This is a genomic window from Methylobacterium sp. UNC300MFChir4.1 (assembly GCF_900110155.1).
Taxonomy (GTDB): Bacteria; Pseudomonadota; Alphaproteobacteria; order Rhizobiales; family Beijerinckiaceae; genus Methylobacterium.
The window spans coordinates 36,110-62,160 of the sequence record NZ_FOCS01000021.1 but is presented as its reverse complement, the minus strand read 5'-3'; the positions used below and the strand labels follow the sequence as shown (position 1 = coordinate 62,160).

General features: G+C 71.9%; 27 protein-coding genes. 13 read left to right on the top strand and 14 right to left on the bottom strand.

What is annotated here, in order from left to right; all coding sequences use genetic code 11:
* Window positions 1-115: 115 nt before the first annotated feature.
* Window positions 116-1,471, top strand: coding sequence for a peptidoglycan-binding protein (locus BMY19_RS23560; RefSeq protein ID WP_100253129.1), 1,356 nt, complete (start codon window positions 116-118; stop codon window positions 1,469-1,471).
* A 50-nt stretch (window positions 1,472-1,521) separates the two neighbouring features.
* Here BMY19_RS23560 and BMY19_RS23555 read toward each other — a convergent pair whose 3' ends face one another.
* The 7 genes from BMY19_RS23555 to BMY19_RS23525 form a co-directional block, all read right to left on the bottom strand.
* Window positions 1,522-1,704 carry a hypothetical protein gene (locus BMY19_RS23555; protein ID WP_020095869.1) on the bottom strand — a complete coding sequence of 61 codons (183 nt, stop codon included), beginning with the start codon at window positions 1,702-1,704 and terminating at the stop codon, window positions 1,522-1,524.
* A gap of 26 nt (window positions 1,705-1,730) precedes the next feature.
* Window positions 1,731-2,432 carry a GntR family transcriptional regulator gene (locus BMY19_RS23550; protein ID WP_020095868.1) on the bottom strand — a complete coding sequence of 234 codons (702 nt, stop codon included), beginning with the start codon at window positions 2,430-2,432 and terminating at the stop codon, window positions 1,731-1,733.
* Window positions 2,433-2,711: 279 nt separating this feature from the next.
* Entirely contained in the window at window positions 2,712-4,013 is a 1,302-nt protein-coding gene (oxlT, locus tag BMY19_RS23545) for an oxalate/formate MFS antiporter (protein ID WP_091682085.1), read from the bottom strand.
* A 438-nt stretch (window positions 4,014-4,451) separates the two neighbouring features.
* Complete coding sequence (locus tag BMY19_RS23540; protein ID WP_100253128.1) at window positions 4,452-5,870, bottom strand: FAD-binding oxidoreductase; 1,419 nt, start codon at window positions 5,868-5,870, stop codon at window positions 4,452-4,454.
* A 220-nt stretch (window positions 5,871-6,090) separates the two neighbouring features.
* Window positions 6,091-7,392: an MFS transporter gene (locus BMY19_RS23535; RefSeq protein WP_100253127.1), complete on the bottom strand. Its 1,302-nt coding sequence runs from the start codon at window positions 7,390-7,392 to the stop codon at window positions 6,091-6,093.
* A 129-nt stretch (window positions 7,393-7,521) separates the two neighbouring features.
* Window positions 7,522-8,694, bottom strand: coding sequence for an alpha/beta fold hydrolase (locus tag BMY19_RS23530; RefSeq protein WP_100253126.1), 1,173 nt, complete (start codon window positions 8,692-8,694; stop codon window positions 7,522-7,524).
* Between the two features lie 131 nt (window positions 8,695-8,825).
* Window positions 8,826-9,035: a hypothetical protein gene (locus BMY19_RS23525; RefSeq protein WP_020095863.1), complete on the bottom strand. Its 210-nt coding sequence runs from the start codon at window positions 9,033-9,035 to the stop codon at window positions 8,826-8,828.
* A gap of 223 nt (window positions 9,036-9,258) precedes the next feature.
* On the opposite strand from BMY19_RS23525, the gene BMY19_RS23520 reads away from it, so the two are divergent.
* A complete protein-coding gene (locus tag BMY19_RS23520) occupies window positions 9,259-10,173 on the top strand; it encodes a manganese catalase family protein (RefSeq protein WP_100253125.1) in 915 nt (304 codons plus the stop codon).
* A gap of 61 nt (window positions 10,174-10,234) precedes the next feature.
* Here BMY19_RS23520 and BMY19_RS31440 read toward each other — a convergent pair whose 3' ends face one another.
* On the bottom strand, window positions 10,235-10,732 hold the full coding sequence (locus tag BMY19_RS31440; protein ID WP_244534997.1) for a hypothetical protein: 498 nt from the start codon (window positions 10,730-10,732) through the stop codon (window positions 10,235-10,237).
* A gap of 74 nt (window positions 10,733-10,806) precedes the next feature.
* Window positions 10,807-11,025 (bottom strand): hypothetical protein, encoded by a 219-nt coding sequence (locus tag BMY19_RS23510; RefSeq protein ID WP_020095860.1) that lies wholly within the window; start codon window positions 11,023-11,025, stop codon window positions 10,807-10,809.
* Window positions 11,026-11,437: 412 nt separating this feature from the next.
* On the opposite strand from BMY19_RS23510, the gene BMY19_RS31020 reads away from it, so the two are divergent.
* The 3 genes from BMY19_RS31020 (at window position 11,438) to BMY19_RS23500 (ending at window position 12,484) form a co-directional block, all read left to right on the top strand.
* Window positions 11,438-11,605 carry a hypothetical protein gene (locus BMY19_RS31020; RefSeq protein ID WP_020095859.1) on the top strand — a complete coding sequence of 56 codons (168 nt, stop codon included), beginning with the start codon at window positions 11,438-11,440 and terminating at the stop codon, window positions 11,603-11,605.
* A complete protein-coding gene (locus tag BMY19_RS23505) occupies window positions 11,598-11,945 on the top strand; it encodes a hypothetical protein (protein ID WP_100253124.1) in 348 nt (115 codons plus the stop codon). Before BMY19_RS31020 ends, BMY19_RS23505 begins: the two co-directional genes overlap by 8 nt.
* Window positions 11,946-12,250: 305 nt before the next feature.
* The gene (locus BMY19_RS23500; protein ID WP_020095857.1) at window positions 12,251-12,484 is read left to right on the top strand and encodes a hypothetical protein; all 234 of its coding nucleotides are present in this window, start codon (window positions 12,251-12,253) and stop codon (window positions 12,482-12,484) included.
* Between the two features lie 719 nt (window positions 12,485-13,203).
* Here BMY19_RS23500 and BMY19_RS23495 read toward each other — a convergent pair.
* Window positions 13,204-15,294 carry a prolyl oligopeptidase family serine peptidase gene (locus BMY19_RS23495; RefSeq protein ID WP_100253123.1) on the bottom strand — a complete coding sequence of 697 codons (2,091 nt, stop codon included), beginning with the start codon at window positions 15,292-15,294 and terminating at the stop codon, window positions 13,204-13,206.
* 461 nt (window positions 15,295-15,755) lie between these two features.
* Here BMY19_RS23495 and BMY19_RS23490 point away from each other — a divergent pair, with 461 nt between their 5' ends.
* Both BMY19_RS23490 and BMY19_RS23485 read left to right on the top strand, forming a co-directional pair.
* Window positions 15,756-16,256, top strand: a complete 501-nt coding sequence (locus BMY19_RS23490) for a lipocalin-like domain-containing protein (protein WP_100253122.1) — start codon at window positions 15,756-15,758, stop codon at window positions 16,254-16,256.
* Window positions 16,257-16,322: 66 nt separating this feature from the next.
* Window positions 16,323-16,757 carry a YybH family protein gene (locus BMY19_RS23485; protein WP_056524205.1) on the top strand — a complete coding sequence of 145 codons (435 nt, stop codon included), beginning with the start codon at window positions 16,323-16,325 and terminating at the stop codon, window positions 16,755-16,757.
* Between the two features lie 46 nt (window positions 16,758-16,803).
* Here the strand turns inward: BMY19_RS23485 and BMY19_RS23480 are convergent, their stop codons facing one another.
* The 3 genes from BMY19_RS23480 to BMY19_RS23470 all read right to left on the bottom strand — a co-directional run bounded on the left by BMY19_RS23480 (window position 16,804) and on the right by BMY19_RS23470 (window position 20,545).
* Window positions 16,804-18,210 (bottom strand): MFS transporter, encoded by a 1,407-nt coding sequence (locus tag BMY19_RS23480; protein ID WP_100253121.1) that lies wholly within the window; start codon window positions 18,208-18,210, stop codon window positions 16,804-16,806.
* A gap of 83 nt (window positions 18,211-18,293) precedes the next feature.
* Window positions 18,294-19,817 carry an aldehyde dehydrogenase gene (locus tag BMY19_RS23475; protein ID WP_100253120.1) on the bottom strand — a complete coding sequence of 508 codons (1,524 nt, stop codon included), beginning with the start codon at window positions 19,815-19,817 and terminating at the stop codon, window positions 18,294-18,296.
* Between the two features lie 95 nt (window positions 19,818-19,912).
* A complete protein-coding gene (locus tag BMY19_RS23470) occupies window positions 19,913-20,545 on the bottom strand; it encodes a GntR family transcriptional regulator (RefSeq protein ID WP_020096173.1) in 633 nt (210 codons plus the stop codon).
* A gap of 126 nt (window positions 20,546-20,671) precedes the next feature.
* Between BMY19_RS23470 and BMY19_RS23465 the strand changes: the two genes are divergently transcribed.
* Both BMY19_RS23465 and BMY19_RS23460 read left to right on the top strand, forming a co-directional pair.
* Window positions 20,672-21,457, top strand: coding sequence for an alpha/beta fold hydrolase (locus tag BMY19_RS23465; protein ID WP_100253119.1), 786 nt, complete (start codon window positions 20,672-20,674; stop codon window positions 21,455-21,457).
* A 96-nt stretch (window positions 21,458-21,553) separates the two neighbouring features.
* Entirely contained in the window at window positions 21,554-21,793 is a 240-nt protein-coding gene (locus BMY19_RS23460) for an Lrp/AsnC ligand binding domain-containing protein (protein WP_100253118.1), read from the top strand.
* 60 nt (window positions 21,794-21,853) lie between these two features.
* On the opposite strand, the gene BMY19_RS23455 is transcribed toward BMY19_RS23460, so the two are convergent.
* Entirely contained in the window at window positions 21,854-22,462 is a 609-nt protein-coding gene (locus tag BMY19_RS23455; RefSeq protein WP_020096176.1) for a helix-turn-helix domain-containing protein, read from the bottom strand.
* 257 nt (window positions 22,463-22,719) lie between these two features.
* On the opposite strand from BMY19_RS23455, the gene BMY19_RS23450 reads away from it, so the two are divergent.
* From BMY19_RS23450 to BMY19_RS23435, 4 genes are all read left to right on the top strand, one after another.
* Window positions 22,720-23,994 carry an MFS transporter gene (locus BMY19_RS23450; RefSeq protein WP_170855219.1) on the top strand — a complete coding sequence of 425 codons (1,275 nt, stop codon included), beginning with the start codon at window positions 22,720-22,722 and terminating at the stop codon, window positions 23,992-23,994.
* 93 nt (window positions 23,995-24,087) lie between these two features.
* Window positions 24,088-24,477 carry a Rid family detoxifying hydrolase gene (locus tag BMY19_RS23445; RefSeq protein WP_042670561.1) on the top strand — a complete coding sequence of 130 codons (390 nt, stop codon included), beginning with the start codon at window positions 24,088-24,090 and terminating at the stop codon, window positions 24,475-24,477.
* Window positions 24,478-24,497: 20 nt separating this feature from the next.
* Window positions 24,498-25,067, top strand: coding sequence for an MOSC domain-containing protein (locus tag BMY19_RS23440; protein ID WP_100253148.1), 570 nt, complete (start codon window positions 24,498-24,500; stop codon window positions 25,065-25,067).
* A 14-nt stretch (window positions 25,068-25,081) separates the two neighbouring features.
* On the top strand, window positions 25,082-26,029 hold the full coding sequence (locus BMY19_RS23435) for a PDR/VanB family oxidoreductase (RefSeq protein WP_100253117.1): 948 nt from the start codon (window positions 25,082-25,084) through the stop codon (window positions 26,027-26,029).
* Window positions 26,030-26,051 lie beyond the last annotated feature (22 nt).

Here is a 26,051-nt window from a genome sequence, read left to right as displayed (position 1 = left end):
CGCGCGCGCCCGGATCCGGGGCGTCGCCCGGAGCCCCGCCCGATCGGCGCCCGGCCGCGCGCGGGTGCCGCCGGTCCCATCAAGGCTTCGTCACCGCAGAGCCCGGAGCATCGACATGGCATCCTTCCAGGATTTTCAGGACGGCTACGAGCGGACCTGGGCGTCGCTCCAGATCCGGCCGGAGAAGCTCGCGACCGTGCGCAAGCTCGCGCAGCAGCTCGCCGCCGGCAAGCCGCGCTACCAGGAGATCGAGGCGCGCACCGGCGTGCCCTGGTGGTTCATCGGGCTCTGCCACTACCGGGAATCGACCTTCGATTTCGACACGTATCTCGGCAACGGACAGAGACTCGGACGGCGCACCACGATCGTCCCGAAGGGGCGCGGGCCGTTCACGGGGCCGCAGGCCTTCGTCGAAGGGGCAGTCGACGCGCTGCGCCTCCAGGGCCTGGTCGGGCTCGGCGACTGGAGCGTCGCGCGGGCCCTCTACCGGCTCGAGGGCTTCAACGGTTACGGCTACCACGGCCGGGGCGTGAACTCGCCGTATCTCTGGGGCGGATCGACGGCCTACGGGCCGCCGGGCGCGCGCGGCGGCAAGTTCGTGCGCGACCACGTGTTCGACCCGAACGTGGTCGACACGCAGATCGGCACCGCGGTGATCCTGCGGAGCCTCATCGACCTCGACGCGACGGTCGCGCTCGCGGCGCCGCGGGCCGTCGAGGCGGCCGTGTCCCGCGAGCCCGACGACGAACTCGCCGACAGCACGCTCTGGGTCCAGCAATCGCTCAATCGCCTCGGCGCGACGCCGCCCCTCGTCGAGGACGGCCGGAACGGGCCGCGGACCATGACGGCCGTCGCGACGTTCCAGGCGCGGTGCGGTCTGGACGATACCGGCCTCGCGGACGCGCGCACGATCGCCGCCATCCAGGAGGCGCTGCGGCCGGCGGCGCCGGACCACGCGGTGCTGACGCGGATCCAGGACCTGGAGCGACAGCTCGCCGCGCGGGCGGCCACCCCGATGCAGCCCGCCCCGATGCAACCTGCCTCGATGCCCCCGGTGGTGATCGCGCCGGCCGCGCCGCCCGCCGACGTCGCGGCGCGGCTCGACGAGTTCCTCCAGGCCCTGCGCCGACAGATCGACGGTGCGCGCCTCCCGACCGCACCGATCTTGCCCGGCCCGCCCGCGGCGCGTCCCGACGGCGCGGTCCTCGGGCCGGTCAACGGCGCGCTCGGGCAGACGATCGGGCAGCTGCTCTCCGGCAAGAAGTCGGCGATCGGCATCATCGGCGCCGTCGCCACGCAGATCCTGTCCCAGGTGCCGCTCAACACCGGTCTCGGGCAGGTGCTCGCACAGCTCACGCCCGCCTTCGGGCTGAGCCCCTACACGATGCCGATCTTCATCGGGCTGACGGCGTGGGGCGCGCTCGGGAAGTTCGAGAAGTGGAACGCACGCGCGGGGCAGGCGACCCCGTAGCGCGCGACGGGCTCCCGGGAGGTCCGGCGCTCACGACGCGCCGCGCCCGCTCACTCGGCGAGCACGAAGGCGAGGCCGAGGATCGCCACCAGCAGAGCCCCGCCCGCGAGCTCCTCGCGCGGCTCCTCTGCGAAACGCGCGGACCGGCTCGCGCTGGCGATCCCAGCTGCGGCGAGCCCGATGATCAGGAAGCCGAGGCCGAGCAGATCGGTCGTCTGAACGGACGGTAGCATCGGTGGTCCTCCGTCAGAGGTGCCTCTCACCCCTCTGGCCAAACCCAGTGCGCCTCGACATGCGCGATCAGCCCGAGCGCGTGATCGCGGACGAGGATCGCGGCCCGATCCGCGTCGCGTGCCTGCAAGGCAGCGATGATGGCGGCATGCTCGCGCATCGAGTCCTCGAGCCTCCCGGCCCGATGGAGGAAGGCCGACCGGATCGCCCGCATGTGGATGAACAGGTTGGTCGTCATCTCGACCATCAACCCGCAGCCGCCGAGACGGATGATCGTCCGATGGAAGTCGAGGTTGGCCTCGTCGTAGGCCTTCAGATGGTCGGGCAGAGTCGCGATATCGAACGCCTCGAAGGCCCTGCCGAGCGCGCGGAGATCGGCATCCTCGGCGTTCCGTGCGGCGGCATGGGCCGCCATGCCTTCGAGCGCGGCCCAGACGGTGATCATCTCGACGATCTCGCGCTTGTTCTTGCGCGTCACGAAGAGGCCGCGGCGCGGCACCGTGGACACGAAGCCCTCCCGCTCCAGGAGCGTCAGGGCTTCGCGGACCGGCGTGCGGCTGATGCCGAGATCCTGCGCGATCTGGTGTTCGTGCAGCCGGATCTGCGCCGATCCGGCGTAGAGATCCATCGCCAGGATCGATTGCTTGATGCTGTCGTAGGCCTGTTCACGCAGACTCAGGGTCTGTCCGATCGAGGCTAGACCCAGAGAGGTCTCGGAAGGCTGCAGCACAGTCGAACTCCGGGAACGCGAGAATGGATTCTGGCCTCAGGTCCTGGAATGGCGCCGAGCGCGGCCGGGCTATCGCGTGAGAGCGAGGCGCCAGGACAGCCGCCCCTCGCCCGATCGTCGATGCGCGCCCGAACATGCGCGATCGTCCGCGGCGCCCTGCGTCTCGACGAGACGGTCTCCGTGCGGGCCAGCTGCCCGGTGCTGGCCGACCCGGCTCCGGAATTCCGGAGCCGGGTCGGGGAGGCTTCGCCCCGGCCGCGGAGCGGCCGGGGCCGTCGCTCAGGCGTGGGCCAGCTTCATCGCCGGAGCCGCCGCGTCGTTGTTCGCCGCGTGGTGCTGCTTGAGCATCGGCCGCAGGACCGCGATCGCCAGGACGGCGGCGATCAGGTCCATGGTCGCCACCGTGTAGAGGACGGTCGCCCAGGTGCCGGTCGCCTGCATGATCAGGTTGCCCACCGGTACGAACAGCGCGGCGAAGCCCTTGGCGCAGTAGAGCACGCCGTAGATCTTGCCGATGTGCTTCGAGCCGAAGGTGTCGGCGGCGGTGGCGCTGAACAGCGAGTAGACCTCGCCCCAGGCCAGGAACACCACACCGGACAGGATCACGAAGGCCCACGGGTTGGAGCCGAAGTAGCCCAGCGCCACGATGCCGATACCCTCCATCGCGAACGCGATGAACATCGTCTTCTCACGGCCGATCCGGTCCGAGACGAACCCGAAGAGGGGGCGCGAGATGCCGTTCATGATCCGGTCGAGCATCAGCGCGAAGGGCAGCGCGGCCATGGCGAAGAAGTACAGGTTGACCTGGAAGTTCTTCACCCCGAGATCCTGCGCGATCACGCCGAGCTGGGCCACGGCCATCAGGCCGCCCGTCACCGTGCAGGTGAACATCAGCAGCATCACGTAGAACACGGGGGTGCGCAGCGCCTCGCCCAGGGTGTAGTCGCGCCGCGACTGCAGGACCTTGGTGGAGAACGGCACCTGATCCTTGCGCGGGGCGCGCATGGCGATGGCGGCGGCGATGATGATGGCGCCCTGGATCAGGCCGAAGACGAAGAAGGCCTGGGCGTAGTTGCCGCCGTCGATCATCTTGGCGATCGGCAGGATGGTGAGCGCCGAGCCGGCGCCGTAGCCGCCCGCCGTGAGGCCGACCGCGAGGCCGCGCTTGTCCGGGAACCACTTGAGCGCGTTGTTGACGCAGGTGGCGTAGACGCAGCCGACGCCGATACCGCCGGCCACCGAGCCGAGGTAGAAGCCGCTCAGGCTGGTGGCGTAGGAGTTGATGACCCAGGCCAGGCCCGTCATCAGACCGCCGAACATGACGACGCGGCTCGGGCCGTACTTATCGATGAAGTAACCCTCGATCGGGGTCAGCCAGGTCTGGACGACGACGAAGATCGTGAAGGCGACCTGGATCGCGGCGCGGTCCCATCCGAAGGTCTTCTGAATCTCGGGGACGAACAGCGTCCAGGCATACTGGATGTTCGCCGCTGCAACCATGCAGATCACGCCGAGCACGATCTGCAGCCATCGATTTGTACTGGGTACTGCCGTAGCCGGCGTGGCATTTGGCATGGCCATGAGCTTCCTCCCTCATTCCTGCGCTGACATTCAGCGGCGTGCTATAGGATTGGCGTGCACGCCGACGAATTCCTTGCCCGCGCCGGAACCTTATGTCGGGTTCCGAAATTGGCACGGCGGCATGCATTATTCTGTGTGCCAGGAACGTATGGCAAGCAGAATAATTCATCCGTTTCGGCCGAGAATTCGGGATTAGAGGGCGATCTCGCGCGTGCTACCGGATCGCGCGGCCGGCCGCCGCTCTCGCGGATGCCCGTCCTCGGTGTGCCGGCGCCATCTGAGACCCGGCCCGCGGCGTCGGCGCGATCCCTAGCTTTGAGGATCGGACGACGTGATCGCTCGGCCCTGAACAGCACCGATGCAGACGATCGGCCCGGATCGGAGGGATCGGAGGGATCGACGGGCGACGCGGACGGCGGCGCCGGGTCGCGGGGCGCGTCAGGGAATCAGCTTGCCGGGATTCATGAGGTTCCGGGGGTCGATCGCGCGCTTCAGGGTCCGCATGAGGCCGAGCGCCTCCGGCCCGTGCTCGCTTTCCATGAAGCGTATCTTCTTCTGGCCGATCCCGTGCTCGCCCGTGCAGGTGCCGCCCAGGTCCAGCGCGCGGGCGACGAGCCGGTCGAGGAAGCCGGCCACCGCGGACATCTCCTCGGGGCTGTCGGCATCGACGAGCGGCAGGGTGTGGAAGTTGCCGTCGCCGACATGGCCGGCGATCGGCGCCGTGAGCCCGGTCGCGGCGATGTCGCGCTTCGTCGCCTCCACGCATTCCGCGAGCCGCGAGATCGGCACGCAGACGTCGGTCGACATGTTCTTGATCGTGGGACCCGGCCGCAGCGCGACCGAGGCCCAGTACACGTCGTGGCGCGCCTGCCAGAGGCGCGCGCGCTCGTCGGCCCCGGTCGCCCAGTCGAACGGGCCGCCGCCGAGATCGGCGGCGATCTCGCCGAACCGCTCGGCCTGCTCGCGCACGCCCGCGTCCGTGCCGTGGAACTCGACGAGGAGCAGCGGGGTCTCCGGCAGGGCGAGCTTCGAGTAGCGGTTGCAGGCCGCCACCTGCACCTCGTCGAGCAGCTCGATGCGCGCGACCGGGATGCCGGACTGGATCGTCAGGATCGTGGCGTCGCAGGCCGCCTTGATCGAGGGGAACGGGCAGATGCCCGCCGAGATCGCCTCGGGGATGCCGTGCAGGCGCAGCGTGACCTCGGTGATGATCCCGAGGGTGCCCTCCGAGCCGACGAGGAGCCGGGTGAGATCGTAGCCGGCCGACGACTTGCGCGCCCGCCGGGCGGTCGTGACGATGTCGCCGTTCGGCATCACCGCGGTGAGTCCGAGCACCGCGTCCTTCATCGTCCCGTAGCGCACGGCGTTGGTGCCCGACGCCCGCGTCGCCGCCATCCCGCCGATCGTGGCGTCCGCCCCGGGATCGATGGGGAAGAACAGGCCGGTATCGCGCAGGTACGCGTTCAGCGCCCTGCGGGTGACGCCGGCCTCGACCGTGCAGTCGAGGTCGTCGGCATGGACCGCGCGGACGCGGTTCATCGCCCCCGTGTCGATCGAGACGCCGCCGAACGGCGCGTTGACGTGGCCCTCGAGGGAGGTGCCGACGCCGTAGGGCACGATCGGCACGTCGCGCTCGGCACAGGCGCGCACGACGGCCTGCACCTCCGCGGTGGAGTGCGGGAAGACCACGAGGTCCGGCGGCTCGCACGGCGCCCAGGTGAGCTGGTTGGCGTGCTGCTCGCGCACCGCCGGGCTCGCCGTCACCCGGTCCCCGAGCACGGCCCGCAGGGCCTCGGCGAGACCCGCGATCGTCGCCGCGTCCGGGCGGGTCCGCGGGGCGGGAACGGGGGCGTTCATGGGCTGCTCCGATGGGCTCGAACTGGGGCGTCGCTGGGGACGGCGCCGGGGACGGCGTGTCCCGGGGGGCGCGCGGCCCCGCGACACGGCCTCCGCCGGGACGACATGGCGACGCGACCGTAGGTCGATCGGCGGCCGCCCGCCACCCGGGCGCGGCGGGGCGGCGGCGCTGCCCCCTCCCCCCGGGTCGCGTTCACCCACCGCGTCTGCCCCGCCGCGCCTACTCCGCCGCCCGCGCGCCGCGCGCCGCGGCCTGCTCCAGGTGCCGGTCGTGGGTGAGGCAGAGGACCGTCACCATGGCGGCGAGGCCGGCCGCCGCGATGAGGAGGAGGCCGCCCGTGAAGGTGCCGGTGGCGTCCTTGATCGCGCCGACCGCGTAGGGCGCGGCGAAGCCGGAAAGGTTGCCGAGGGCGTTGATGATGGCGATGCCGCCGGCCGCCGCGGCGCCGGACAGGTAGGCGGTGGGCAGCGTCCAGATCACCGGGAGGCCGCCGAAGATGCCGAAGGCTGAGACGCTGAACAGGGCCATCTTGGCGTAGGGATCGGAGACCAGCGCCGCCGCGGCCGTGCCGCCGGCCGCGAGCAGGAGCGCGAAGGCCGCGTGCCCCTTGCGCTCGCCCCTGCGGTCCGAGGAGCGCCCGAGGGCGAGCATGCCGACGATCCCGATCGCGAAGGGGATGAGGCTGACGAGACCCGTCTGGACGTTCGTGAGGTCGAAGCCCTTGACGATCTGCGGCAGGAAGAAGCTGAGCCCGTAGAGCAGCGCCACGTTGCCGAAATACACGAAGGCGACGGCGAGCACGCGCCGGTCGAGGAGCGCCTCCGCGACGCTGTAGCGGCGGGCGGATTCGCGCGCCCGCCGCTCCTGCGCGAGGCGCTCGGTGAGCCACGCGCGCTCGTCCTCGGGCAGCCAGCCCGCCTGCGCCGGCCGGTCCGTCAGGAAGGCCAGGACGATGCCCGCGAGGATGACGGCGGGCAGCGCCTCGAGGACGTAGAGCCACTGCCAGCCCTTGAAGCCCCAGACCCCGTCGAGGCCCAGCAGCGCCCCCGAGACCGGCGAGCCGATGACGCTCGAGAGCGGGACCGCGGCCATGAAGGCGCCGATGATCCGCGCGCGGTAGCGCGCGGGGAACCACAGCGTGAGGTAGAAGATGATGCCGGGGAAGAACCCGGCCTCCGCGGCGCCCAGCAGCAGGCGCACGGCGTAGAAGCTCTTCTCGCCGACGATGAAGGCCATCGCGCCCGACAGGAGCCCCCAGGTGAGCATGATGCGGGCGATCCACACCCGCGCCCCGACCCGCTCCAGGATCAGGTTCGACGGCACCTCGAAGACGAAGTAGCTCAGGAAGAAGATGCCGGCCCCGAGCCCGTAGGCCGTGGCGGAGATGCCGAGGTCCCCGTTCATGGTCAGCGCGGCGAAGCCGACATTGACCCGGTCGAGGTAGGAGATGAAGTAGCAGGTGATCAGGAGGGGCAGGAGCCGCCTGCTGACCCGCCGGATGGCGCGCGCTTCCACATCCATCGTCGCCCCCTCGAGGATCCGGAACGGACGCCGGGCGCCCGATCCGACCGGGCCTCCGGTCGGTTGGCGGGAGACATAGCCGGGCCGTCGGCGCCCCGATAGGAGCGGACGCGGTGCGGCGGCGGGCGCCTACGCGCCGGGGCGGGATCCGGCCCCGCAGTGACCGAGCGCGTCGAGCAGGAGGTCCGCGACGGCCCGGGGCTGCTCCTGCTGAACCCAGTGCCCCGCCCCCGCCACGAAGTGGCAGCCGAGCAGGCCCGCGCCGGCGGCCTCCTTCATGCGCTCCAGCGCGCCCGGCGCCTGGAACGGGCCCCAGTCGCGCGCCCCGGACACGAACAGGAGGGGGACCTCGATCCGCCGGCCGGCGAACCGCGCGAGGTCGCGGTCGATGCTGCCATCCATGCGGCACCGGTAGCCCTGGAGCGCGCCCTGGAAGCCGGAGCGCGCGTACTCGGCCGCGTAGACGGCGAGTTCTGCCTCCGTCAGCCAGGCGCAGTCCGCGCCGCCCCGCTCCGGCATCTCCGGCGCCACGGTCGCGGGCATCGTCCGGCCTTCATCCATCACGTAGTAGGTCGGCATCTCGGCGAGGGCCTCGGCCGTCCAGCCGGCGAGCGCGCGGGGTCGATTGTCCGGCCAGTCCGCGCTCTTGTGGTGGAAATAGGCGCGCAGGAACGCGGCGAGGCCCTGGGGACTGCGCTCCATGTCGGCGGCGGCGCGGCGCGTCGCGTAGTAGCGGTGGTAGTGCGTGCGCGGGCGCGGCAGGGCGGCCAGCGCCGCGTGGATCGGGTCGTCGGCCGGCGTCCGGAGGCCGCGGGCCAGGGCATCGAGCCCCGGCGCCCCCGCGAAGGGCGCGCTCATGAGCGCGACCATGCCGAAGAGATCGGGCCGCGCCAGGGCGCAGTAGCCGCAGACCCAGGACCCGTAATCGTGTCCGACGAGCGCCGCGACCCTGTCGCGCTCCAGGGCGCTCATCAGGCACAGCAGGTCGAGGAGAAGGTTGTGCAGCCGGTAGGGCGCGAGGTCGTCCGCGAAGGCGACCGGCGCGTCCGCGGTGCGGCCGTAGCCCCGGAGGTCGGGGGCGACGACGTGGTAGCCCGCCGCGGCCAGCGCCGGCATGACCTTCCGCCAGGAATAAGCGATCTCGGGGAAGCCGTGCACCAGGAGGATGAGCGGGCGGTCGGGACCGCCGTCGCCCGCCTCCAGCACGTGCATGCGCAGGCCGTTGACGCCCTCGACGAAGCGGGCGCGGATTCCGGCCGGGAGGGCGGCCGGATCGAGCGGGGGCAGGACGTTCGTCACCATGGCCGCGCGCTCCCGTGCCGATTGTTCGACGGCCGCCGAGCGTACACGCTCCGCGATCCGACCGCGAAATCCGACCCGCGCGCATCCGGCCCTGCCCCACCTCCGCGCCCGGTCAGTGCGCCGCCGAACCGTCAGGCGGTCAGGGCGGCGCGGGCCTGCCGGTGCCCGGCCTCGGCCCGCCACGCGTCGCGCTCGGCCTCCAGGCCCTGGATCCGGGCATGGAGCTGCCCGGCATCGATGGCCGTCTCCATCAGCATGTCCTGCGCGCTGGCGAGCTGCTCGCGCAGCTCGGAATTCTCGGTCACGAGGGTCAACAGGATCGCCGCCACGTCGTCGCCCATTCGTCCACCTGCCTCACCGTCCGGGGTCGCGGCTGGTAGGACCGGCATGGTTACCGCTCCGGAAAGGATGGCGGCCGGGCGCCCGCGCCGAGGCCACTGTCCACAGCCGGATGGCGCCGGCCGCCGGGAGGCCGCCCGCGGGCCGCGCCGTCTCAGCCGCAGGAACAATCGTCCGTGCGGGAAGATGCCGTCATGCGCACCCCGCGCGAACGGAGCTGCTCGCATGTTCATGAAGCTCGACCGCCTTCAGGCCGAACTGCCACAGCCGAAGAAGCCCGATCCCAACGCGGCGGCCGCGCTGCAGGAGCTGCTCGGCGGCAAGTACGGGGAGATGTCGACCCTCGGGAACTACATGTTCCAGAGCTTCAACTTCCGCAACAAGTCGAAGCTGCGCCCCTTCTACAGCCTCGTGTCGAGCATCTTCGCCGAGGAGCTCGGGCACGTGGAGCTGGTCTCGACCGGCATCGCGATGCTCAACAACGGCCCCGGCGACGACACCGAGGAGGTCGACGTCTCGAAGGCCCCGTTCCACGACATGCAGGACATCCGGCTCGCCGGCAGCTTCCTGAGCAACGGCGGCGGCGCGACGCCGGTCAATTCCAACGCGCAGTCTTGGAACGTCGACATGGTGACGACGACGGGCAACATCATCATCGACCTGCTGCACAACTTCCACTTGGAGTGCGGCGCGCGCCTGCACAAGCTGCGCGTCTACGAGACCCTGAAGGACCCGACCGGCCGCGAGGTCTGCGGCTACCTGCTCGTGCGCGGCTCGGTGCACGCGCACGCCTACGCGCTGGCGCTCAAGAAGCTGACCGGCGTCGAGATCGAGAAGATGCTGCCGACCCCGAACATCGTTCTCGACAAGATTCCGGAGTGCCAGAAATATCTGCAGGAGGGCTCGCACCGGCGCCTCTACCGCTTCAGCCCGGACGACTACAAGGAAGCGGCCGGCGTCTGGTCGAACGACGAGGTCGCGCTGCCGGGGGATCCGCCCGGCAGCCTGGAGGTCGTCGACGGCCTGCCGGAGGGCGGCAAGATCCCGGAACTCGACGGCAATTACGGGGCCTTCGCGCCCAACTACGCCCCCGAGGAGATCTTCGAGATCGCCAGCAAGCTCTACAAGAAGGGGCGCTGAGGCGCGCTGAGAACCGGGCAGGGCCCCGCGGTCTCAGAACCGCGGGCCGCGCCGTCCCCGGTCAGTACCAGTCGTCGTCGTCGGCGGGCGATCCCGGCGGGAGGGGGCCGTCACCCATCACGCCGGGATCCCCGTAGTTGAACGGAGGTCCGTCGAAGCCGACCACACCGTCCGGATTGTCCGGCGTCACGTTGGGGTCGACCTTCAACTCGGTATCCTCGCGCCCGAGCCGTTGATCGAGGCGATCCATGCGCTTGAGATCCTGCTGGATCGGGATGTCCTGCTGGGCCTGCGCGACGATCGCGGGGCTTGCGAGGGCGAACACCAGCGCGGCGACGGTCAAGCGTGTCATAGCAATCGGCCCTTCGCGTCCCGGCGCGCTCCTGAAGTCGATGCATACCGTGGACGGACCACCGAGCATAGCATTGACGGCCGTCAACACTAATCGCGCGTGCATGTCGACCGGGCGCGCGCTCGGCGAATGCGCGTCGCCGCCCGGCCCGACCGGATCGAGATCTGCCTTCGCGCCGTGAGACGTGCCCTCCCCGCTGGGCATCATGCGGGCACCGTGCAGGCCTCGTGCAGGTCAGATCGCGGAAGGCCGGCAATCCTGCGGGCGCCGGGCCTGACCGGTCAGCGCGGCTGGCGGCCGGCCGGGCCGGCGACGTGCGGGCCGGCGGAGCGGTCGGCCGGCACGGGCCGGTGGTAGGTGACGGAGATCTCGGGCAGCATCACCGCGGTGACGTCGGACAGGCCGTGGCGTGCGGCGGATCCCTGCGCGGAGGCGGGCGTCGCGAGGGCGGCGGCGAGGGTCGCGGCGAGCGCGGCGGCAGCGAACAGGCGGACGGTCATGGCAAACCTCTTCTGACTTCGGCACGAAGTCATCCGGTCAACTGTCGCGAGTGAGGAAGATCGTCGTTCCGGCGGTCTTGATCGCCTCGGCTCTGTCGGGCCGAATGTCATCCTTCAACATGGATGTTAGGCCGGCGGTTGCCGCGAATGCGTGCGACGCCGCACAATCGTCAGTATCGGATCAAGCGCGAGGTCTCTTCGTCGCGCCGGACCGGCCCCTTTTGGGCGCGCCCGGCACCGCGGCTCGATCCGGCGCGGCGATGGCCGGCATCCGCGACTCGCGGGCGCGCCGGGGCGCTCCCGCCGGGATTTCGTGGACGGACGTTCGCTTTCCGTACTCATGTGGCATCGGAGTGGCAGCCGGCGCGCGACGGCTCCGCTACGGTGCGGACGTCTCCCTGAGGCGCCCTCGATGCTCATCCCCGCCCCGACCATCCGCCGTCTCCTCATGCTGGGGCTCGTGCTCGTCGCCCTCGTCGCGCTCGCGGACGGCGTGGCCCGCCACGAGTTGCGCACGGCCGCGCGCGCGATGACCCTCGCCGACGCGGCCCCGCAGACGGAGCGCGCGTCGGATGAGTAGGCGCTCGCCCCTCGCGGCCGGCCTGGCGCTCCTCGCGGCCCTGGCGGGGGCCGAGCCCGCCGCGGCGCTGGCAGCGGAGCCGGCCGACCTGCCGGGCCTGGAGCGGGCGTGGCACGGCTGCGTCCGCGAGGCCTTCGACCGGCAGCCGGCGCACCGGAGCAGGCCCGGCCGGGAGCGGGGCGCCCTGGACGCGTGCAAGCCGCAGGAGGACGCCTACGTGGCGGCCCTGATGGCCGCCCGGCCGATCGACGCGAACCGCCCTGCCCTGGCCTGGGCGCGGACCTGGATGGCCTACGTGGTGGATCCGCTGAGGGACTGGATCGCCGCGCTGCATCGCTGAGCCGTCCCACCCGCGGCCGGGCGGAGGTCGGGCGCGGACGGCCGCCCGCGCGGGGCGGGACGCCCGCAGGTCTCGCGCAGCTCTACCGAAGGTGCGCCCCGAGCATTCGCACCAGTATTGTGCATCCCTTTCCGATGTTCGCGCGTTCCAATCTCGAACCGGCCGATATTTCGGTGCGATTGTCGACATAGAGGAGGCGCGAATGCTGCGCGGTGGATTGCTGTGGCTGCTGGGAATCCCGCTGCCGATCATCCTGTTGCTGTATTTCCTCGGCGTGTTCCACTAGGTCGAGGCGGACAGTCGTCGTGCCCTACACGGTCGAGATCACCACGCCGCCGGTGCGGATCGACGGCGCCGAGCAGGCCTCACGGATGTATCAGCTGCCGGACCCGTTCAGCACGCTGGCCGAGGCCAAGGAAGCGGCGATCGCGCATATCGGGGGTCTCGGCCTTGATCCGGCCGGCATCCTCTACACCGTCTTCGATCGCGAGGGTTTCACGGTCGCCTCCAACGCGGATCAGGGCGCGGGGGCTGGATAGAGCGGGCCGGCGGATCAGGGTCCCGTCCCGCTCTGCGGGGCCCTCCGAGCCCGGAGGCGGCCTCCCTGCCCGCCTCCGGCCGGTGCGCGGCCCGGGATCCGTGCGCGAGCGGCGGCCCTGCAGGTGTTCCGGGACACGCCGGACCTGAAAGCTTGGGCGTACATCGGGATCACACCGCGAACACAGTCGCGAACCCGATGGAGACGACGATGACCTGGACCAACCGCATCGCCTTGGTGGCAACCCTGATCGCCGGCGCGGTCGCCCTCGTGACCTACGCGCAGGCCCTCAGCCTGCCGGCCCATTTCGCGTGAGCGAGACGGGCCCGGCGGCCGTCTCGCCCACCGTCGCCGCCTGAACGCGCGCCGAACGGTTCCGCGGCGCAGCGTGACTCTTCGCACCGCACGCAGCCGGCCGATCCGGCATCATCATTGCAGACGAACCGACCGGGTCCGGCTGAGGACCCGCCGCTTGATGAAAGGAGTGCACGACATGGTCCTGAAGGGCTTCTCCTACGCGATGATCGGCGCCTTCCTGGGCGGCCTCGCGATGACGGTGACCGGCTCGGCCGGGGTGCTGATGGGCTTCTGAGCCGCGGCGGTCCTCGGGGCCGCCCGGGCGACGGACTGCCCGAACGGACGGCGGGAACGGCGGGGCGAGAGCCCCGCCGTTCCCGTATGCGGACCCGGACGATGCCGCCGTTCGGGTCGAGGCCGCGCTCACGCGACCGGGTCATCCCATCCGATGGCGCGGCGCAGGAAGGTGAGCCCCAGCGCCCGGAACGCCGCCGTCTGCTCGCTGTCCTTGCCGGCGCCGTGCCCGCCGGTCGCGGGCTCGTAGAAGGCGACGTCGCAGCCGAGGACGCGGAGCTTCTGCGCCATCTTCCGCGCGTGGCCGGGATGGACCCGGTCGTCGCCGCGGCTCGTGGCCAGCAGGATCGGCGGGTAGGCCCGCCCGGCCTCGGCGGCGTGGTAGGCGGAGATGCCGGACAGGAACGCCCAGTCCTGCGGGTCGTCCGGATCGCCGTACTCCCCGATCCAGCTCGCGCCGGCCAGGAGCTTCGTGTAGCGGCGCATGTCGATCAGCGGGATCGTGCAGGCCAGCGCCCCGAACCGCTCCGGGTAACGGGTGAGCATGTTGGCGATCAGCAGGCCTCCGTTCGAGCCGCCCTCGGCCGCGATCCGCCCCGGCCGCGTCACGCCGCGGGCCACGAGATCGGCGGCCACCGCGGCGAAGTCGTCGTGCGCCCGGGCCTTGCCCTCGCGCCGGCCCGCGTGGTGCCAGCGGGTGCCGAACTCGCCGCCGCCGCGGATGTTGGCGGTCACGCAGGTGCCGCCGCGCTCCAGCCAGAGCTTGCCCAGCACGGGCTGGTAATCCGGCAGGCGCGAGAGCCCGAACCCGCCATAGGCCGTCAGGTAGACGGGGGCCGCACCGGTCTCGGCCTCCGGTCCGACCTGAACGTAGGGAACGCGCGTCCCGTCCGCCGACCGGGCCTCGTGGCGCGTCACCCGGATGCCGCGCGCGTCGAAGGCCGGGGGCGCCCGACGCAGGACGGCCGGGGCATCGAGCGCGGGCGGGAAGGCGAGCAGCGCCGGCGGCGTCACCGGGTCGTGGGCCAGCGCCAGCAGGGCTCCGTCCGCCCGCTCCGGATCGCCGTCGAGGGGCCAGAGATGGACGGAGCCGAGGGCGGGCAGGCCGGCGAGGGGCCGCTCGGTCCAGCCGCCCGGCCCCGGCTCGAAGACGCGGTAGGTGGGACGCAGGTCCTCAAGCACGTCCACGATCAGCCGCCCGGCCGACCAGAACACCCTCTGCAGGGCGAGCCGCGCGTCCGGCTGCCAGAGGACCGTGAAGGCGCGACCTCCCGCCAGCAGGTCGGGGAGCGCGATCGCCAGCACCGTGTCGGTGTCGTGCGCGACGCCGTCCACCGTCCAGGGCCGCCGCAGCCGCACGGACAGGTGGTCGCGGTGCAGCTGGACCCCGGCATGCGTGGGCAGGTCGAGGCGCGCGCGCAGGCCGCCGCGATCGCCGATATGGACAGCCGCGTCGAAGAAGCCGAGCTGCTCGACGACCGTGATCCGCTCGGTCCCGGCTTGCCGGTCGGACGCGCCCCAGACCGCCATGCTGGTCTCGGCGGTCTCGAACAGGACGGACGCGTCGCGCGGGTCCGTGCCGCGCGGCCAGAGCCGGACGGTGCGCGCGTAACCGGACCGCGTGGCCATGCCCGGGCCGAGGGCGCTCGACAGGAGCACCGTCTCGCGATCGAGCCACGTCGCGCCGCCCTTGCCCTCGGGCAGGACGAAGCCGTCGGCCACGAAGGTGCGGGTGTCCAGATCGAACTCGCGGATCACGGCCGCGTCCTTGCCGCCGCGGCTGAGGCGCACGAGGGCGCGATCGAGCGCGTCCCTGAGGATCGTCGCCCCGGCCCAGACCCAGTCCTCGCCCTCCGTCGCCGCGAGATGGTCGAGATCGAGCAGGATCTCCCAGTCCGGGACCGCGGCGCGGTAGCCGGCCGCGTCGACGCGCCGCCACAAGCCGCGCGGATGCGCGCCGTCCGTCCAGAAATTGTAGAGCCAGGTGCCGAAGCGCTGGACGAACGGGATGCGGTCCGGCCGGTCGAGAAGCGTGCGGGCGATGTCGCGGTCGCGGAGGAAGCCGGCATCGCCGTAGCGGGCGAGCGTCTCCGCGTTGCGTGCCTCAACCCAGGCGAGCGCGTCGGGCCCGTCGACCTCCTCCAGCCAGAGGTACGGATCGTCGTCGGGCCGCGCGAGGGTCGGCCTGGGGTCGGGGTGGGGGTCGGTTGCCGCGGACATCAGTGGGAGCGTAGCCCCAGCGCGCCACCCTCGATAGGCGCGCGGCATTCCCCCGATGAGCGGTCAATCGTCTCGGACGCGCAGATGTTCGCACGCCTCGCGCAGGTGGAAAGGACGATCCGGACACGCGGATCAGGACGTTTCCGCATGCGGGCGGCCGATCCCCCTCCCGAACGTCGCCCCCACGCGCGCCGTCGACTCGGCCGGCAGGCCGCGCAGGTCTCTCGGGCGCATCTATACTTATCTTTCCAGCGTCATTCGGACCATATCAGATCTTTGACTGTTTTCGTTTTTATCAAATCAGCACATAAGCCTTGCATTCGCACCGATCATGGTATTCAATGATGGTTCTGTCGCGTACGGTCTGGTTCGTGCTCTGAGTCCCCATGGCCTTACCGGGGGTCGCTGCGATGCGCGTCGTCGAACAGGGGTTGCGTAGGTCTCGGCTCGCCGAGACGGCGATGGTCGGCGTCGCGGGCGCCGCCGTCCTGGTCTCGGGTTGTCTCGGCATCTCGCCCGGATGGGCGGTGGACGCGGACGCGGTCGTCGGGACCTGGCGCCTCGCCGCGGCCACGCGCCGGATCGTGGATACGGGCGAGACCATCGACGCCTACGGCGGCCCGAAGCCGACCGGCTGGATCCATTACGGCCACGACGGGCGCATGATGGTGGTCTGCGCCCACGAAGGCCGGGAGCGGCCGATCGCCAACGACAAGATGTCCGACGCGGACCGGATCAAGCTCCACAAGACCTTCTTCGCCTATGCCGGGACCTACCGGCTCGAGGGCGACCGGATCGTCCACGACATCGACACGTCCTGGAACGAGGCCTGGACCGGGACCTCCCAGGTCCGGCACGTCGCGCAGGAGAACGAGCGGCTCGTCCTCACGACGGTGCCGTTCAAGTTCAACGTCGACGGCAGGATGAGCGTCATCACGCTCACCTGGGAGAAGTACCCTTAGTCAAGATCCGGAGCTCCCGCGCCTTCGCACCGTGATCGACCAGAACACTTCACGATGGAGGAAGACATGCTGCGCCCCCACGTCCTGCACGCGACCGTATTCGCTGTCGCCCTGATGACGCCGAGCCTGTGCCGGGCGGACACCGTCCAGGCCGACGCGCAGAGCGCCGCGAGCCAGTGGGACGCGGCGTATAACGGCGGCGACATGGACGCGCTGGCCAAGCTCTACACGCCCGACGCGATCGTCGTCACGAAGGGCGCGCCGCAGACCAGCGACGGCATCCAGAAGTTCTTCGCCGGGCTGAAGGCGAAGGGATGGGACGAGCACAAGACGACGGTCAAATCCGCGCTGCCGAAGGACAACCTGCTCATCGTGTCCGGCCGCTGGGAGATGACCGGCCCCGGGGACGGGGGCGCGAAGAAGAAGTTCGAGGGCAACTGGGTGAACGTGCTGGAGAAGCGCGACGGCGCCTGGCGCACGGTCCTGCACACCTGGAACTGATCGCTCCGCCCAGCCGGGGGACGGCCGGGCGGAGCGCCTCCCGGTCTCAGTGGATCGGGCGCGGAACCGTGCCCCGCGCCCGGGCGGCCGGGCCGCCCTCGGCCGGCGCCACGCCGGCCTCCAGGCTCTCCAGGCTCTGGCTGCGCGGCTCGACGCCGAACGCCGCGACCGCCACGATCTGCAGGGCGAGCAGCCCGATCATCAGGCCGGTCACGCCCGCGATGCCGTAGGTCTCGAACAGGGTAACGACCAGGAAGGGCGTCACGATGGTCGCCCCGCGCCCGACCGTGTTGCACAGGCCCGACGCCCGCAGGCGCACCTCGGTCGGGAACAGCTCGGGGATGTAGATCCCGAACAGCAGGGCCACCAGCACGTAGATCGGCACCGTCAGCCCGAACCCGACCAGCGGCAGCAGGACCGGGTCCAGGGTCATCGGGTAGAGGATCCCGAACAGGATGGCCGTCGCCGAGGCGCCGATGATCGTCGGCTTGCGGCCCCAGCGGTCGGCGGTCAGGGCGCCGATGGCGCTGCCCACCGGCGCGCCGAGCCCCATCAGCAGCGCGTAGCCGAAGGAGGTCGCCACCGAGAGGCCCTGCCGGATGAAGAAGGTCGGCAGCCAGGTCACGAAGCCGTACAGCAGGGTGTTGATCACCACGAGGCACAGGCAGCCCAGCAGCAGGCGCGACAGCAGCGGCGGCCGGAACAGGGCGGCGAGCCCGAGCTGCGTGACGGGCGCGGCCGCGGCGGCGGGCGGCAGGGGCGCGCCGCGGGCCGCCTCGGCCTCGATCGCGCGCATCAGCGCCTCGGCCTCGGCGTGGCGCCCCACGGCCTCGAGCCAGCGCGGCGATTCCGGCAGGCTCTTGCGGGCGTACCAGACGGCGAGCGCCCCGAGACCGCCCAGCGCGAACATCGCCCGCCAGCCGAAGGCCGGGATGATCAGGTAGCCGATCAGGGAGGCGGCCGGCAGGCCCGTGACGACGAACACCGCCATGAGGCCGAGGAAGCGCCCGCGCGAGCGCGCCGGCACGAACTCGGTCATGGTCGAGTAGCCCACGACGTTCTCGGCCCCGAGCCCCACGCCCATGATGAAGCGGAGCACGATCAGCACCGTCATGTTGGGCGCGAAGGCCGCCCCGATGGCGGCCAGCCCGAAGACCAGGAGGTTGGCCTGGTAGGTGAAGCGCCGCCCGTAGCGGTCGCCGAAGAAGCCCGTCAGGAACGAGCCCGCCATCATCCCCACGAAGGTGGCCGAGACGAACCACGCGTTCTGCGGCAGGGTCGAGAAGCCGCTCTTCAGGGTCGCGCCGAGCACGGTGGCGGCGATGTAGATGTCGAACCCGTCGAAGAACATGCCGATCCCGATCAGCCACATGATGCGGCGGTGGAACGGGCCGATCGGCAGGCGGTCGAGGCGGCCTCCGGCGTTGACCGCCGGGCTCACGGCTTCGGACATGGGGCGTTTCCTTCCTCGGGTTCGGGGCCGGCGCGGAAGGGGTCCGTCCGGCGCGGACCTCGCATCCCCCGCGCCGCCGGACGTCAGTTCAGGCGGCGCTGGCCGGCCGTGGCGCGGTACCAGTCGAAGGGCCCGTCGCCGGTGGCGACCATCACGCTCTTCACGTCGAAATGATCGTTGAAGCTCTCGATCCCGCACTCGCGGCCGAGCCCGCTGTCGCCGACCCCGCCCCAGGGCGAGGCCGGGTCGAGGCGGTGGTGGTCGTTGATCCAGACGATGCCGGCCTTGACCGCGTGCGCCACCCGGTGGGCCCGGGCGACGTCGCGGGTGCGCACGGCCGCGGCGAGGCCGAAGGGCGAGTCGTTGGCCAGCCGGAGCGCGTCGGCCTCGTCCTCGAAGCGGGTGACGCTGGTGAAGGGCCCGAACACCTCCTCCTGGAAGATGCGCATGTCGGCGGTGACGTCCGCGAACACGGTGGGCTCCACGAAGTAGCCGCCCTCGAAGCCCGGCACCCGGGCCGCCCGCCCGCCCGCCACCGCGCGGGCGCCCTGGTCGCGGCCGTAACCGGCATAGGCCAGCACCCGCTCGCGCTGGCGCTCGGAGATGACCGGGCCGAGCTGGGTCGCCGGGTCGAAGGGGTCGCCGAGGCGGATCGCGGCGGTCTTGGCGGCGAGCCGCTCCACGAACTCGTCGTAGATCGAGGCCTGGACGAGGTGGCGGCTGCCGCAGACGCAGGTCTGGCCGGCGCCGATGAAGGCGCCGAAGGCCGCGTAGTTCACCGCCCGCTCGACGTCGAAGTCGTCGAACACCATCACGGGGGTCTTGCCGCCGAGCTCCATGGTCTGGTGGGCGAAAACCTTCGCGGCCGCGGAGCCGGCGATCCGGCCGGCCTCGGTGCCGCCGGTGAGCACGAGCTTGTTGATGTCGCCGTGCTCGGCCAGCGCCTTGCCGGTCGAGGCGCCGAGCCCCAGCACGATGTTGAACACGCCCGGCGGCAGGCCGGCCTCGGTGAAGATCTGCGCGAGCTTCAGGGTCGTGAGCGGCGTGTACTCGGAGGGCTTGACCACCGTGGTGCAGCCGGTGGCGAGCACGACCGCCAGCGACTTGCACAGGATCATCAGCGGGTGGTTGAACGGCGTGCAGTTCGCCACCACGCCGATCGGGGTGCGGCGGGTGTAGTTGAGGTAGTTGCCCTCGACCGGGATGACGTCGTCGCGCCGCGCCAGCGCCACGCCCGCGAAGTAGCGGAAGAAGTCCGGCAGCCGCGAGAGCTGCGCCCGGGTCTCGTTGACCGGCCGGCCGTTGTTGGTGGTCTCCAGCCGGTAGAGCGTGTCGAGGTTGGCCTCGAACGCGTCGGCGAGCCGGTTCACCAGCCGGGCGCGCGCCCGGATGTCCATCCCGCCCCATTCCCGGCCCTCGAAGGCCGCCCGGGCCGCGCGCATCGCCCGGTCGACGTCGGCCGGCCCCGAATTGGGGATCCGGGCGATCACCGCGCCGGTGGCGGGATTGCGCACGTCGATCAGCGTCCCGTCGCCGGCCTCGACCTCGCGCCCGTCGATGAAGTTGCCCCGTGTCTCGACGGTCGGTTCCGGCGCGTGCAGGGTCATGGCGTCTCTCCCGTGTCGGGTCCGTAGTCGGGCCTGGTCGGGCCCGGTGTCGTGTTCGACCGCGTCCCTCGGCTCCGCGCCGGGCGCGGGCTCGTTCAGAGGACGATCGCGCTGCGTTCCAGGGCGGTCAGGATGCGGCGCTCGGCCTGGGCGACGTGCGCGCGCACGAGGCGGCGCGCCCCGCGCCCGTCGCGCCGCTGCACGGCGTCGATGATGGCGGCGTGCTCGTCCACCAGCTGCGCCGGGTCGCGCCCGCGGATGCCGTCGAGGCTGACCCGGACGAGCCGGTCCGCCTGCTCGACGAGGTCGCGCACGGTCGCGGCCATGCGGCGGTTCCCCGACGCCTCGGCGAGGGCGATGTGGAAGGCGCGGTTCTCCGCGATGAAGTCGGCGCCGTCCGCGACGGCGCGGAACGCGTCGAGGGACGCCAGGACGGAAGCGGGCGCGCCGGCCGCGGCCTCGGCCGCGCAGGCCGGCTCCAGGGCGAGGCGCATGCGCAGCAGATCGCGCGCGTCCGCCACCGAAATCGCGTTGATCTGATATCCCTGACGCGCGTGAACCGTGACGAGCCGCTCGCGCTCCAGGCGCAGCAGCGCCTCCCGGACCGGCTGCCGGCTCACGGCGTAGCGCTGGGCCAGTTCCTGCTCGCGCACCTCCGCGCCGGGGCGCAGGACGCAGGCCAGGATGTCGGCGCGGATCGCCGCGTAGATGTTGTCTCGGAGCAGCACGCACGGCCTCGTTCGATCGACACATGCTGCCATTCGTGAAATATCACGTCAACCGGATTGCGAGCGAACGCGTCGGATGCGACAGCGTCGTGGAGCCGCCGGCAGAGGCGGCGGGGGAGGTCTCGGATGCAGGCGATGTTCGCGGATGGCCAGGTCGCGGTGACCGCTTTCGGCGAGGGCCCGCCCCTCGTCCTGCTGCACTCGCTGCTCGCCGACCGGACGAGCTTCGACCGGGTCACCCCGGCGCTCGGCCGCGACTTCCGGCTCCTCCTCCCCGACCTGCCCGGGTTCGGCGCCTCCGCGCCCGCGCCGGGCGGCCTCGAGGCCGTCGCCGACCGGGTCGGCGCGGCATTGCGCGCGGCGGCCGGGGGCCGGCCGGCGGCCGGGCTGGGCAACGGCTACGGCGGCTTCGTGCTGCTGCTCTGCGCCCTGCGCCACCCCGACCTCTTCGACCGGCTCGTCTTCGCCGATTGCGGCGCCTGCTTCCCGGAGCCCGGCCGGGCCGCGTTCCGCGGCATGGCCGGCGCGGCGGCCGAGAAGGGGCTCGCGGCGCTCGCCGACACGGCCATGCGCCGGCTGTTCGCGCCCGCGTTCCAGGCCGCGCACCCGGACCTGATGGCCGAGCGCCGGGCCGCCTTCCTGCGCACGGACGTCGACGTGTTCCGGGCGGCCTGCGCGGCCCTGGCCGGCCTCGACCTGCGCGCGCGCCTCTCCGAGATCCGCGCGCCTGCGCTGGTGCTCGTCGGGGAGGAGGACGAGGCGACCCCGCCGGCCATGGCCCGCGAGCTCGCGGCCGGGCTGCCGGACGCGCGGTTCGTGACGCTGCCGGACTGCGCCCACGTCCCGCAGCTCCAGGCCCCCGAGATCTTCGCCCGCGAGGTCCTGGCGTTTCTCCGGCCGGGCGCCGCCTGAGCGGACGCGCGGAACGGTGCTAGGCTCGGCCGCTCCGGCGGGGTCGGCGGCCCCGATCCGCGCGGCCGCGGCGGCGCGCCATCCAGCGAGACGGACATGAAGACATTTTTCGTGCAGATCAAATGCGAGATCGGCAAGACTTACGCCGTGTCCGACGCGCTCGTCGCGATGGAGATCGCGTCCGAGATCTACTCCACGGCCGGACGGTTCGACATCATGGCCAAGTTCCACGTGGACAACGGCGTCGATATCGGGCTGTTCGTGAACGAATTCCTCCTGCGCCTCGACGGCGTGAAGGATTCCGAGACGATCATCGCCTTCAAGGCCTTCCACTGACGCGCCCGACCGGGACCGGCGGCCGGCCCCGCGCGCCGCGGACGTCCGGGACGGCCCGGCTCAGCGGACGCGCGACGGGTCGATCACCAGGAAGTACTCGCACGCCTCCGTGCCGACGTTGGTGAAGGCGTGCCCGGCATCGGCCTCGAAATACAGGCTGTCGCCGGTCTCCATGATGACCGCGCGCTCGCCGATCACCGCCCGCAGGCGGCCGCGCAGGACGTAGATGTACTCGGACACGCCGCGGCGATGGGCGGTGAACTCGCCGGTGCTGGCACCCGGCGGCAGCGTGTTGAGCACCCAGTCGATGCCGCGCCCGGGCAGGACCGGCGAGATGCAGCGCCGCAGGTAGCCGGACGCCTCGTCGCGCAGGATCGGCTGGCGGCTCGCCGGGATCACCAGGATCTCGCGCTCCGTCGCGGGCGCCATCAGCCGCGAGAAGGTGACGCCGAGCGCCTCCGCGAGGCGGGACAGCACCACCGTCGACGGCACGGCCTCGGAGCGCTCGATCTTGGAGATCATCGAGCGGCTGACGCCCGAGCGCGCCGCCAGCGTCTCCAGCGACAGGCCCTGCTCCCTGCGGCGCCGCCGGATCTCCTCGGCGATGTGGATCTGCGGGGACGTCTCCGTCGCTGCCGGGTCCGCCCCGATGATCGTCCTCGCCGTCATGCCCCGTCTTCCGCGCCCGCGTCCGGGCCGCGCGACCGGGGCGCGGCACCGAGAGAGTCGCCCCCGCCTAGCGCAGGGGCTGCCGAAATGCACCTTGCGCCGCACCTTGCGCCGAAGTGCACTCCGGAACGCGCGTCGCCGGGCTGGCACGCCGCTTGCCTCCACAAGAATGGATTTTTATCCATCACAGTGGAGGATGTGCCGTGGCCGATACCGCGTTGCCCCTTGAGGCGTCCCCCGTTCTCGATGCCGGCCCGGTGCCGGTCGCCGACCGGCGCCAGATCGTCTGGTCGAGCGTCATCGGCACGACGGTCGAATGGTACGACTTCCTGATCTACGGGACGGCCACGGCGCTCGTGTTCAACAAGCTGTTCTTCCCGAGCTTCGACCCGCTGGTCGGCACCATCGCGGCGTTCGGCTCCTACGCGGTGGGCTTCCTGGCGCGCCCCCTGGGCGGCGTCATCTTCGGGCATTTCGGCGACAAGATCGGCCGCAAGGCGATGCTGTCCCTGACCATCATCATCATGGGCCTCGGCACGTTCCTGATCGGGTGCCTGCCGACCTACGCGCAGATCGGCATCTGGGCCCCGATCCTGCTCGTGGCGCTGCGCCTGGTCCAGGGCATCGGGATCGGCGGCGAGTGGGGCGGCGCGGTCCTGATGGTGGTGGAGAGCGTCCCGGCGGAGCGGCGCGGCTTCTTCGGCAGCATCGTCCAGCTCGGCTACCCCCTCGGCGTCATCGCGTCGATCGGGGCCTTCGCGCTGTGCGGCTTCCTGCCGGAGGCGGACTTCCTCGCCTGGGGCTGGCGGATCCCGTTCCTGGCCAGCGCGCTGCTGGTCGGCCTCGGGCTGTTCATCCGCCTGCGCCTGCACGAGACCCCCGCGTTCCAGCGGGTGAAGCGGCGGTCCGCGGTGGCGCGCCTGCCGGTCATGGAGATCCTCACCGAGCACCCGCGCACCTTCCTGAAGGCCGTGGGCCTCAAGGTCTCCGAGATCGCCTACGTCAGCGTCGTGACCGTGTTCTCAATCTCCTACGTGACCGGCCAGCTCGGGCTGTCGCGCAGCATCATCCTGAACGGCATCCTGGTGGCGGCGGTGATCGAGCTGTTCACCCTGCCGGCCTTCGGCTGGCTGTCGGACCGCTACGGCCGCCGGACCCTGTTCGTCGCCGCCTGCCTGTTCTCGATCGCCTTCGCGTTCCCGCTGTTCACCCTGCTCGACACGCGCGACCCGACGATCATCACCCTGACCGTCGCGGTGGCCCTGAGCTTCGGCCAGGGGATCATGTTCGGCACCGGCGCCGCCTGGATGTCCGAGCTGTTCGACGCGCGCCTGCGCTACAGCGGCGCCTCGCTGGGCTTCCAGGTGGGCGCGGCCCTCAGCGGCGGCTTCACCCCGCTGATCGCCGCGGCCCTGCTGGGCTGGAGTTCCGGCGCGACCTGGCCGATCTCCGTCTACCTGATCGCCCTCGCCTGCATCACCCTGACGGCGACGCTCCTCGCCCCGGAGACGGCGCGCAAGCCGATCGACTGACCGGATGAGCCGCCGCCCCGGACGCGCGCGGCGGCTTCCCATACAGTGGATTATCGTCCACTATTTGAAACAGACCGAGGCGAGATCGACCGCATGACGAAGCACACCATACGCACCGAGAAGGCCGCTCCGGCGGTCGGGCCCTACGCACAGGGGATCCGGGCCGGCGGGCTGGTCTTCGCCTCCGGACAGCTGCCGATCGATCCCGCCACCGGCGCGTTCCCGGACGGGATCGAGGCGCAGACCCGGCGCTCCCTCGCCAACCTCGCCGCCGTGCTCGAGGCGGGCGGCGCCAGCCTCGCGAGCGTCGTGAAGACGACCGTGTTTCTCAAGGACATGGCGGAGTTCGCCGCGATGAACGCGGTCTACGCCGAGCACTTCCCGGGCGAGGCCCCGGCGCGCTCCACGGTCGAGGTCGCGCGCCTGCCGCGCGACGCCCGGGTCGAGATCGAGGCGATCGCGCTCGCCACGGAGGCCGCATGACAACCGAGGCGACCAGCACGATGACCGGCGAGACCGCACCCCGCATGGTCGAGGCCTTCGCGCACGCGGCCGGATCGGCCGCCGTCCGGGTTCCGGGCGGCGCCGCCGGCTGGGTCGGCAGCCTGACCCACATCCACATCGCCCCCGCGGCGAGCTACGAGATGGAGGAAGTGTCCAAGGCCGTGTGCGTGGCCGGCCGCGGGATCGAGGGCGACCGCTACTTCCTCGGCACCGGCACCTACTCGCCCAAGCCCGACGTGCGCGAGGTCACGCTGATCGAGCAGGAGGCCCTCGACGCCCTCAACCGCAACGACCCGCCGCTGCAGGAGGGGCCGCTGCGCCTCCTGCCGGGGGACCATCGGCGCAACCTCACGGTGCGCGGCGTGCCGCTCAACCACTTGGTCGGCCGGCGCTTCCGGGTCGGCGCGGTGATCCTGCGGGGCGGGCGCCTCAACTTCCCCTGCCGCTATCTCGAGGAGCTGCTCGGAATGCCGGTCTACCTGCCGCTCTACAACCGCTCGGGCCTGAACTGCGGGATCGAGAGCGGCGGCGTGATCCGGCCCGGCGACGCGATCGCGCTGCTGGACTGACGGAGCTGCGCGCGATGACGGCCCGCCTGATCATGAAGCTGCGCGTCGCCGACGCGGTCGCGACGACGCCGGAGGTGCTGCACCTCGGTCTGGTCCATCCCGCGCGCCCGGAACTCCCCGCCTGGACGGCCGGCGCCCACGTCGACCTGCGCCTGCCGGACGGGCGGGTGCGGCAGTACTCGCTGTGCGGCGACCCGGCCGACCGGAGCCGCTATGAGATCGCGATCAAGCGGGAGGCGGCCGGCCGGGGCGGCTCGGCCTGGGCGCACGAGACGCTCGCGCCCGGGGCGTTCGCCCACGTCTCGGCGCCCCGCAACAACTTCCCCCTCGACCCCGGCGCGCGCCGCCACCTGCTCGTGGCCGGCGGGATCGGGGTGACGCCCCTGCTCGCCATGGCGCGCGTGCTCGCCGCGTCGGGGGCCGAGTTTGCGTTCCATCTCTGCGCCCCCTCCCCCGAGGTAGCGCCGCTGCTGGCGGATGTCCGGGCGGTCTGCGGGCCGCGGCTCATCGGCTGGTTCGGGTCCGAGGGGCGGCGCTTCGACCCCGACGCCCTCGGCCCGGCCGAGACCGGGACCCACGCCTACGCCTGCGGGCCGCGGCGCCTCATGGACGCGGTCCAGGAGGGTCTGGTCGCGCGGGGCTGGCCCGCCGAGCGGGTGCACAGCGAGCATTTCGAGCCGCTGCGCGACGAGGGCTTCGTACCGGAGCCGTTCGAGGCGCGCATCGCCTCCACCGGGCAGGTGCTCCACGTGCCCGCCGACCGGTCGCTGCTCGACGTGCTGCGCGGCGCGGGGCTCGACCTGCCCTCCTCCTGCGAGCTCGGCGTCTGCGGCGCCTGCGAGTGCGGCTATCGCGACGGCGCGGTCCTCCACCGCGACGCGGTCCTGCCGCTCGCCAAGCGCCGGAGCCGCATGATGCCCTGCGTCTCGCGTGCGCGGGACGCCGTGACGCTCGAGCTCTGACGGCCGGACCCGCGCTGCGGCG

Bases quoted from the DNA above. Each gene is read 5' to 3' on its own strand.
- BMY19_RS23560 (WP_100253129.1), top strand. From the start codon at position 116: ATGGCATCCTTCCAGGATTTTCAGGACGGCTACGAGCGGACCTGGGCG.
- BMY19_RS23555 (WP_020095869.1), bottom strand. From the start codon at position 1,704: ATGCTACCGTCCGTTCAGACGACCGATCTGCTCGGCCTCGGCTTCCTG.
- oxlT (WP_091682085.1), bottom strand. From the start codon at position 4,013: ATGGCCATGCCAAATGCCACGCCGGCTACGGCAGTACCCAGTACAAAT.
- BMY19_RS23540 (WP_100253128.1), bottom strand. From the start codon at position 5,870: ATGAACGCCCCCGTTCCCGCCCCGCGGACCCGCCCGGACGCGGCGACG.
- BMY19_RS23535 (WP_100253127.1), bottom strand. From the start codon at position 7,392: ATGGATGTGGAAGCGCGCGCCATCCGGCGGGTCAGCAGGCGGCTCCTG.
- BMY19_RS23530 (WP_100253126.1), bottom strand. From the start codon at position 8,694: ATGGTGACGAACGTCCTGCCCCCGCTCGATCCGGCCGCCCTCCCGGCC.
- BMY19_RS23525 (WP_020095863.1), bottom strand. From the start codon at position 9,035: ATGGGCGACGACGTGGCGGCGATCCTGTTGACCCTCGTGACCGAGAAT.
- BMY19_RS23520 (WP_100253125.1), top strand. From the start codon at position 9,259: ATGTTCATGAAGCTCGACCGCCTTCAGGCCGAACTGCCACAGCCGAAG.
- BMY19_RS31440 (WP_244534997.1), bottom strand. From the start codon at position 10,732: ATGATGCCCAGCGGGGAGGGCACGTCTCACGGCGCGAAGGCAGATCTC.
- BMY19_RS23510 (WP_020095860.1), bottom strand. From the start codon at position 11,025: ATGACCGTCCGCCTGTTCGCTGCCGCCGCGCTCGCCGCGACCCTCGCC.
- BMY19_RS31020 (WP_020095859.1), top strand. From the start codon at position 11,438: ATGCTCATCCCCGCCCCGACCATCCGCCGTCTCCTCATGCTGGGGCTC.
- BMY19_RS23505 (WP_100253124.1), top strand. From the start codon at position 11,598: ATGAGTAGGCGCTCGCCCCTCGCGGCCGGCCTGGCGCTCCTCGCGGCC.
- BMY19_RS23495 (WP_100253123.1), bottom strand. From the start codon at position 15,294: ATGTCCGCGGCAACCGACCCCCACCCCGACCCCAGGCCGACCCTCGCG.
- BMY19_RS23490 (WP_100253122.1), top strand. From the start codon at position 15,756: ATGGTCGGCGTCGCGGGCGCCGCCGTCCTGGTCTCGGGTTGTCTCGGC.
- BMY19_RS23485 (WP_056524205.1), top strand. From the start codon at position 16,323: ATGCTGCGCCCCCACGTCCTGCACGCGACCGTATTCGCTGTCGCCCTG.
- BMY19_RS23480 (WP_100253121.1), bottom strand. From the start codon at position 18,210: ATGTCCGAAGCCGTGAGCCCGGCGGTCAACGCCGGAGGCCGCCTCGAC.
- BMY19_RS23475 (WP_100253120.1), bottom strand. From the start codon at position 19,817: ATGACCCTGCACGCGCCGGAACCGACCGTCGAGACACGGGGCAACTTC.
- BMY19_RS23465 (WP_100253119.1), top strand. From the start codon at position 20,672: ATGCAGGCGATGTTCGCGGATGGCCAGGTCGCGGTGACCGCTTTCGGC.
- BMY19_RS23460 (WP_100253118.1), top strand. From the start codon at position 21,554: ATGAAGACATTTTTCGTGCAGATCAAATGCGAGATCGGCAAGACTTAC.
- BMY19_RS23455 (WP_020096176.1), bottom strand. From the start codon at position 22,462: ATGACGGCGAGGACGATCATCGGGGCGGACCCGGCAGCGACGGAGACG.
- BMY19_RS23445 (WP_042670561.1), top strand. From the start codon at position 24,088: ATGACGAAGCACACCATACGCACCGAGAAGGCCGCTCCGGCGGTCGGG.
- BMY19_RS23440 (WP_100253148.1), top strand. From the start codon at position 24,498: ATGACCGGCGAGACCGCACCCCGCATGGTCGAGGCCTTCGCGCACGCG.
- BMY19_RS23435 (WP_100253117.1), top strand. From the start codon at position 25,082: ATGACGGCCCGCCTGATCATGAAGCTGCGCGTCGCCGACGCGGTCGCG.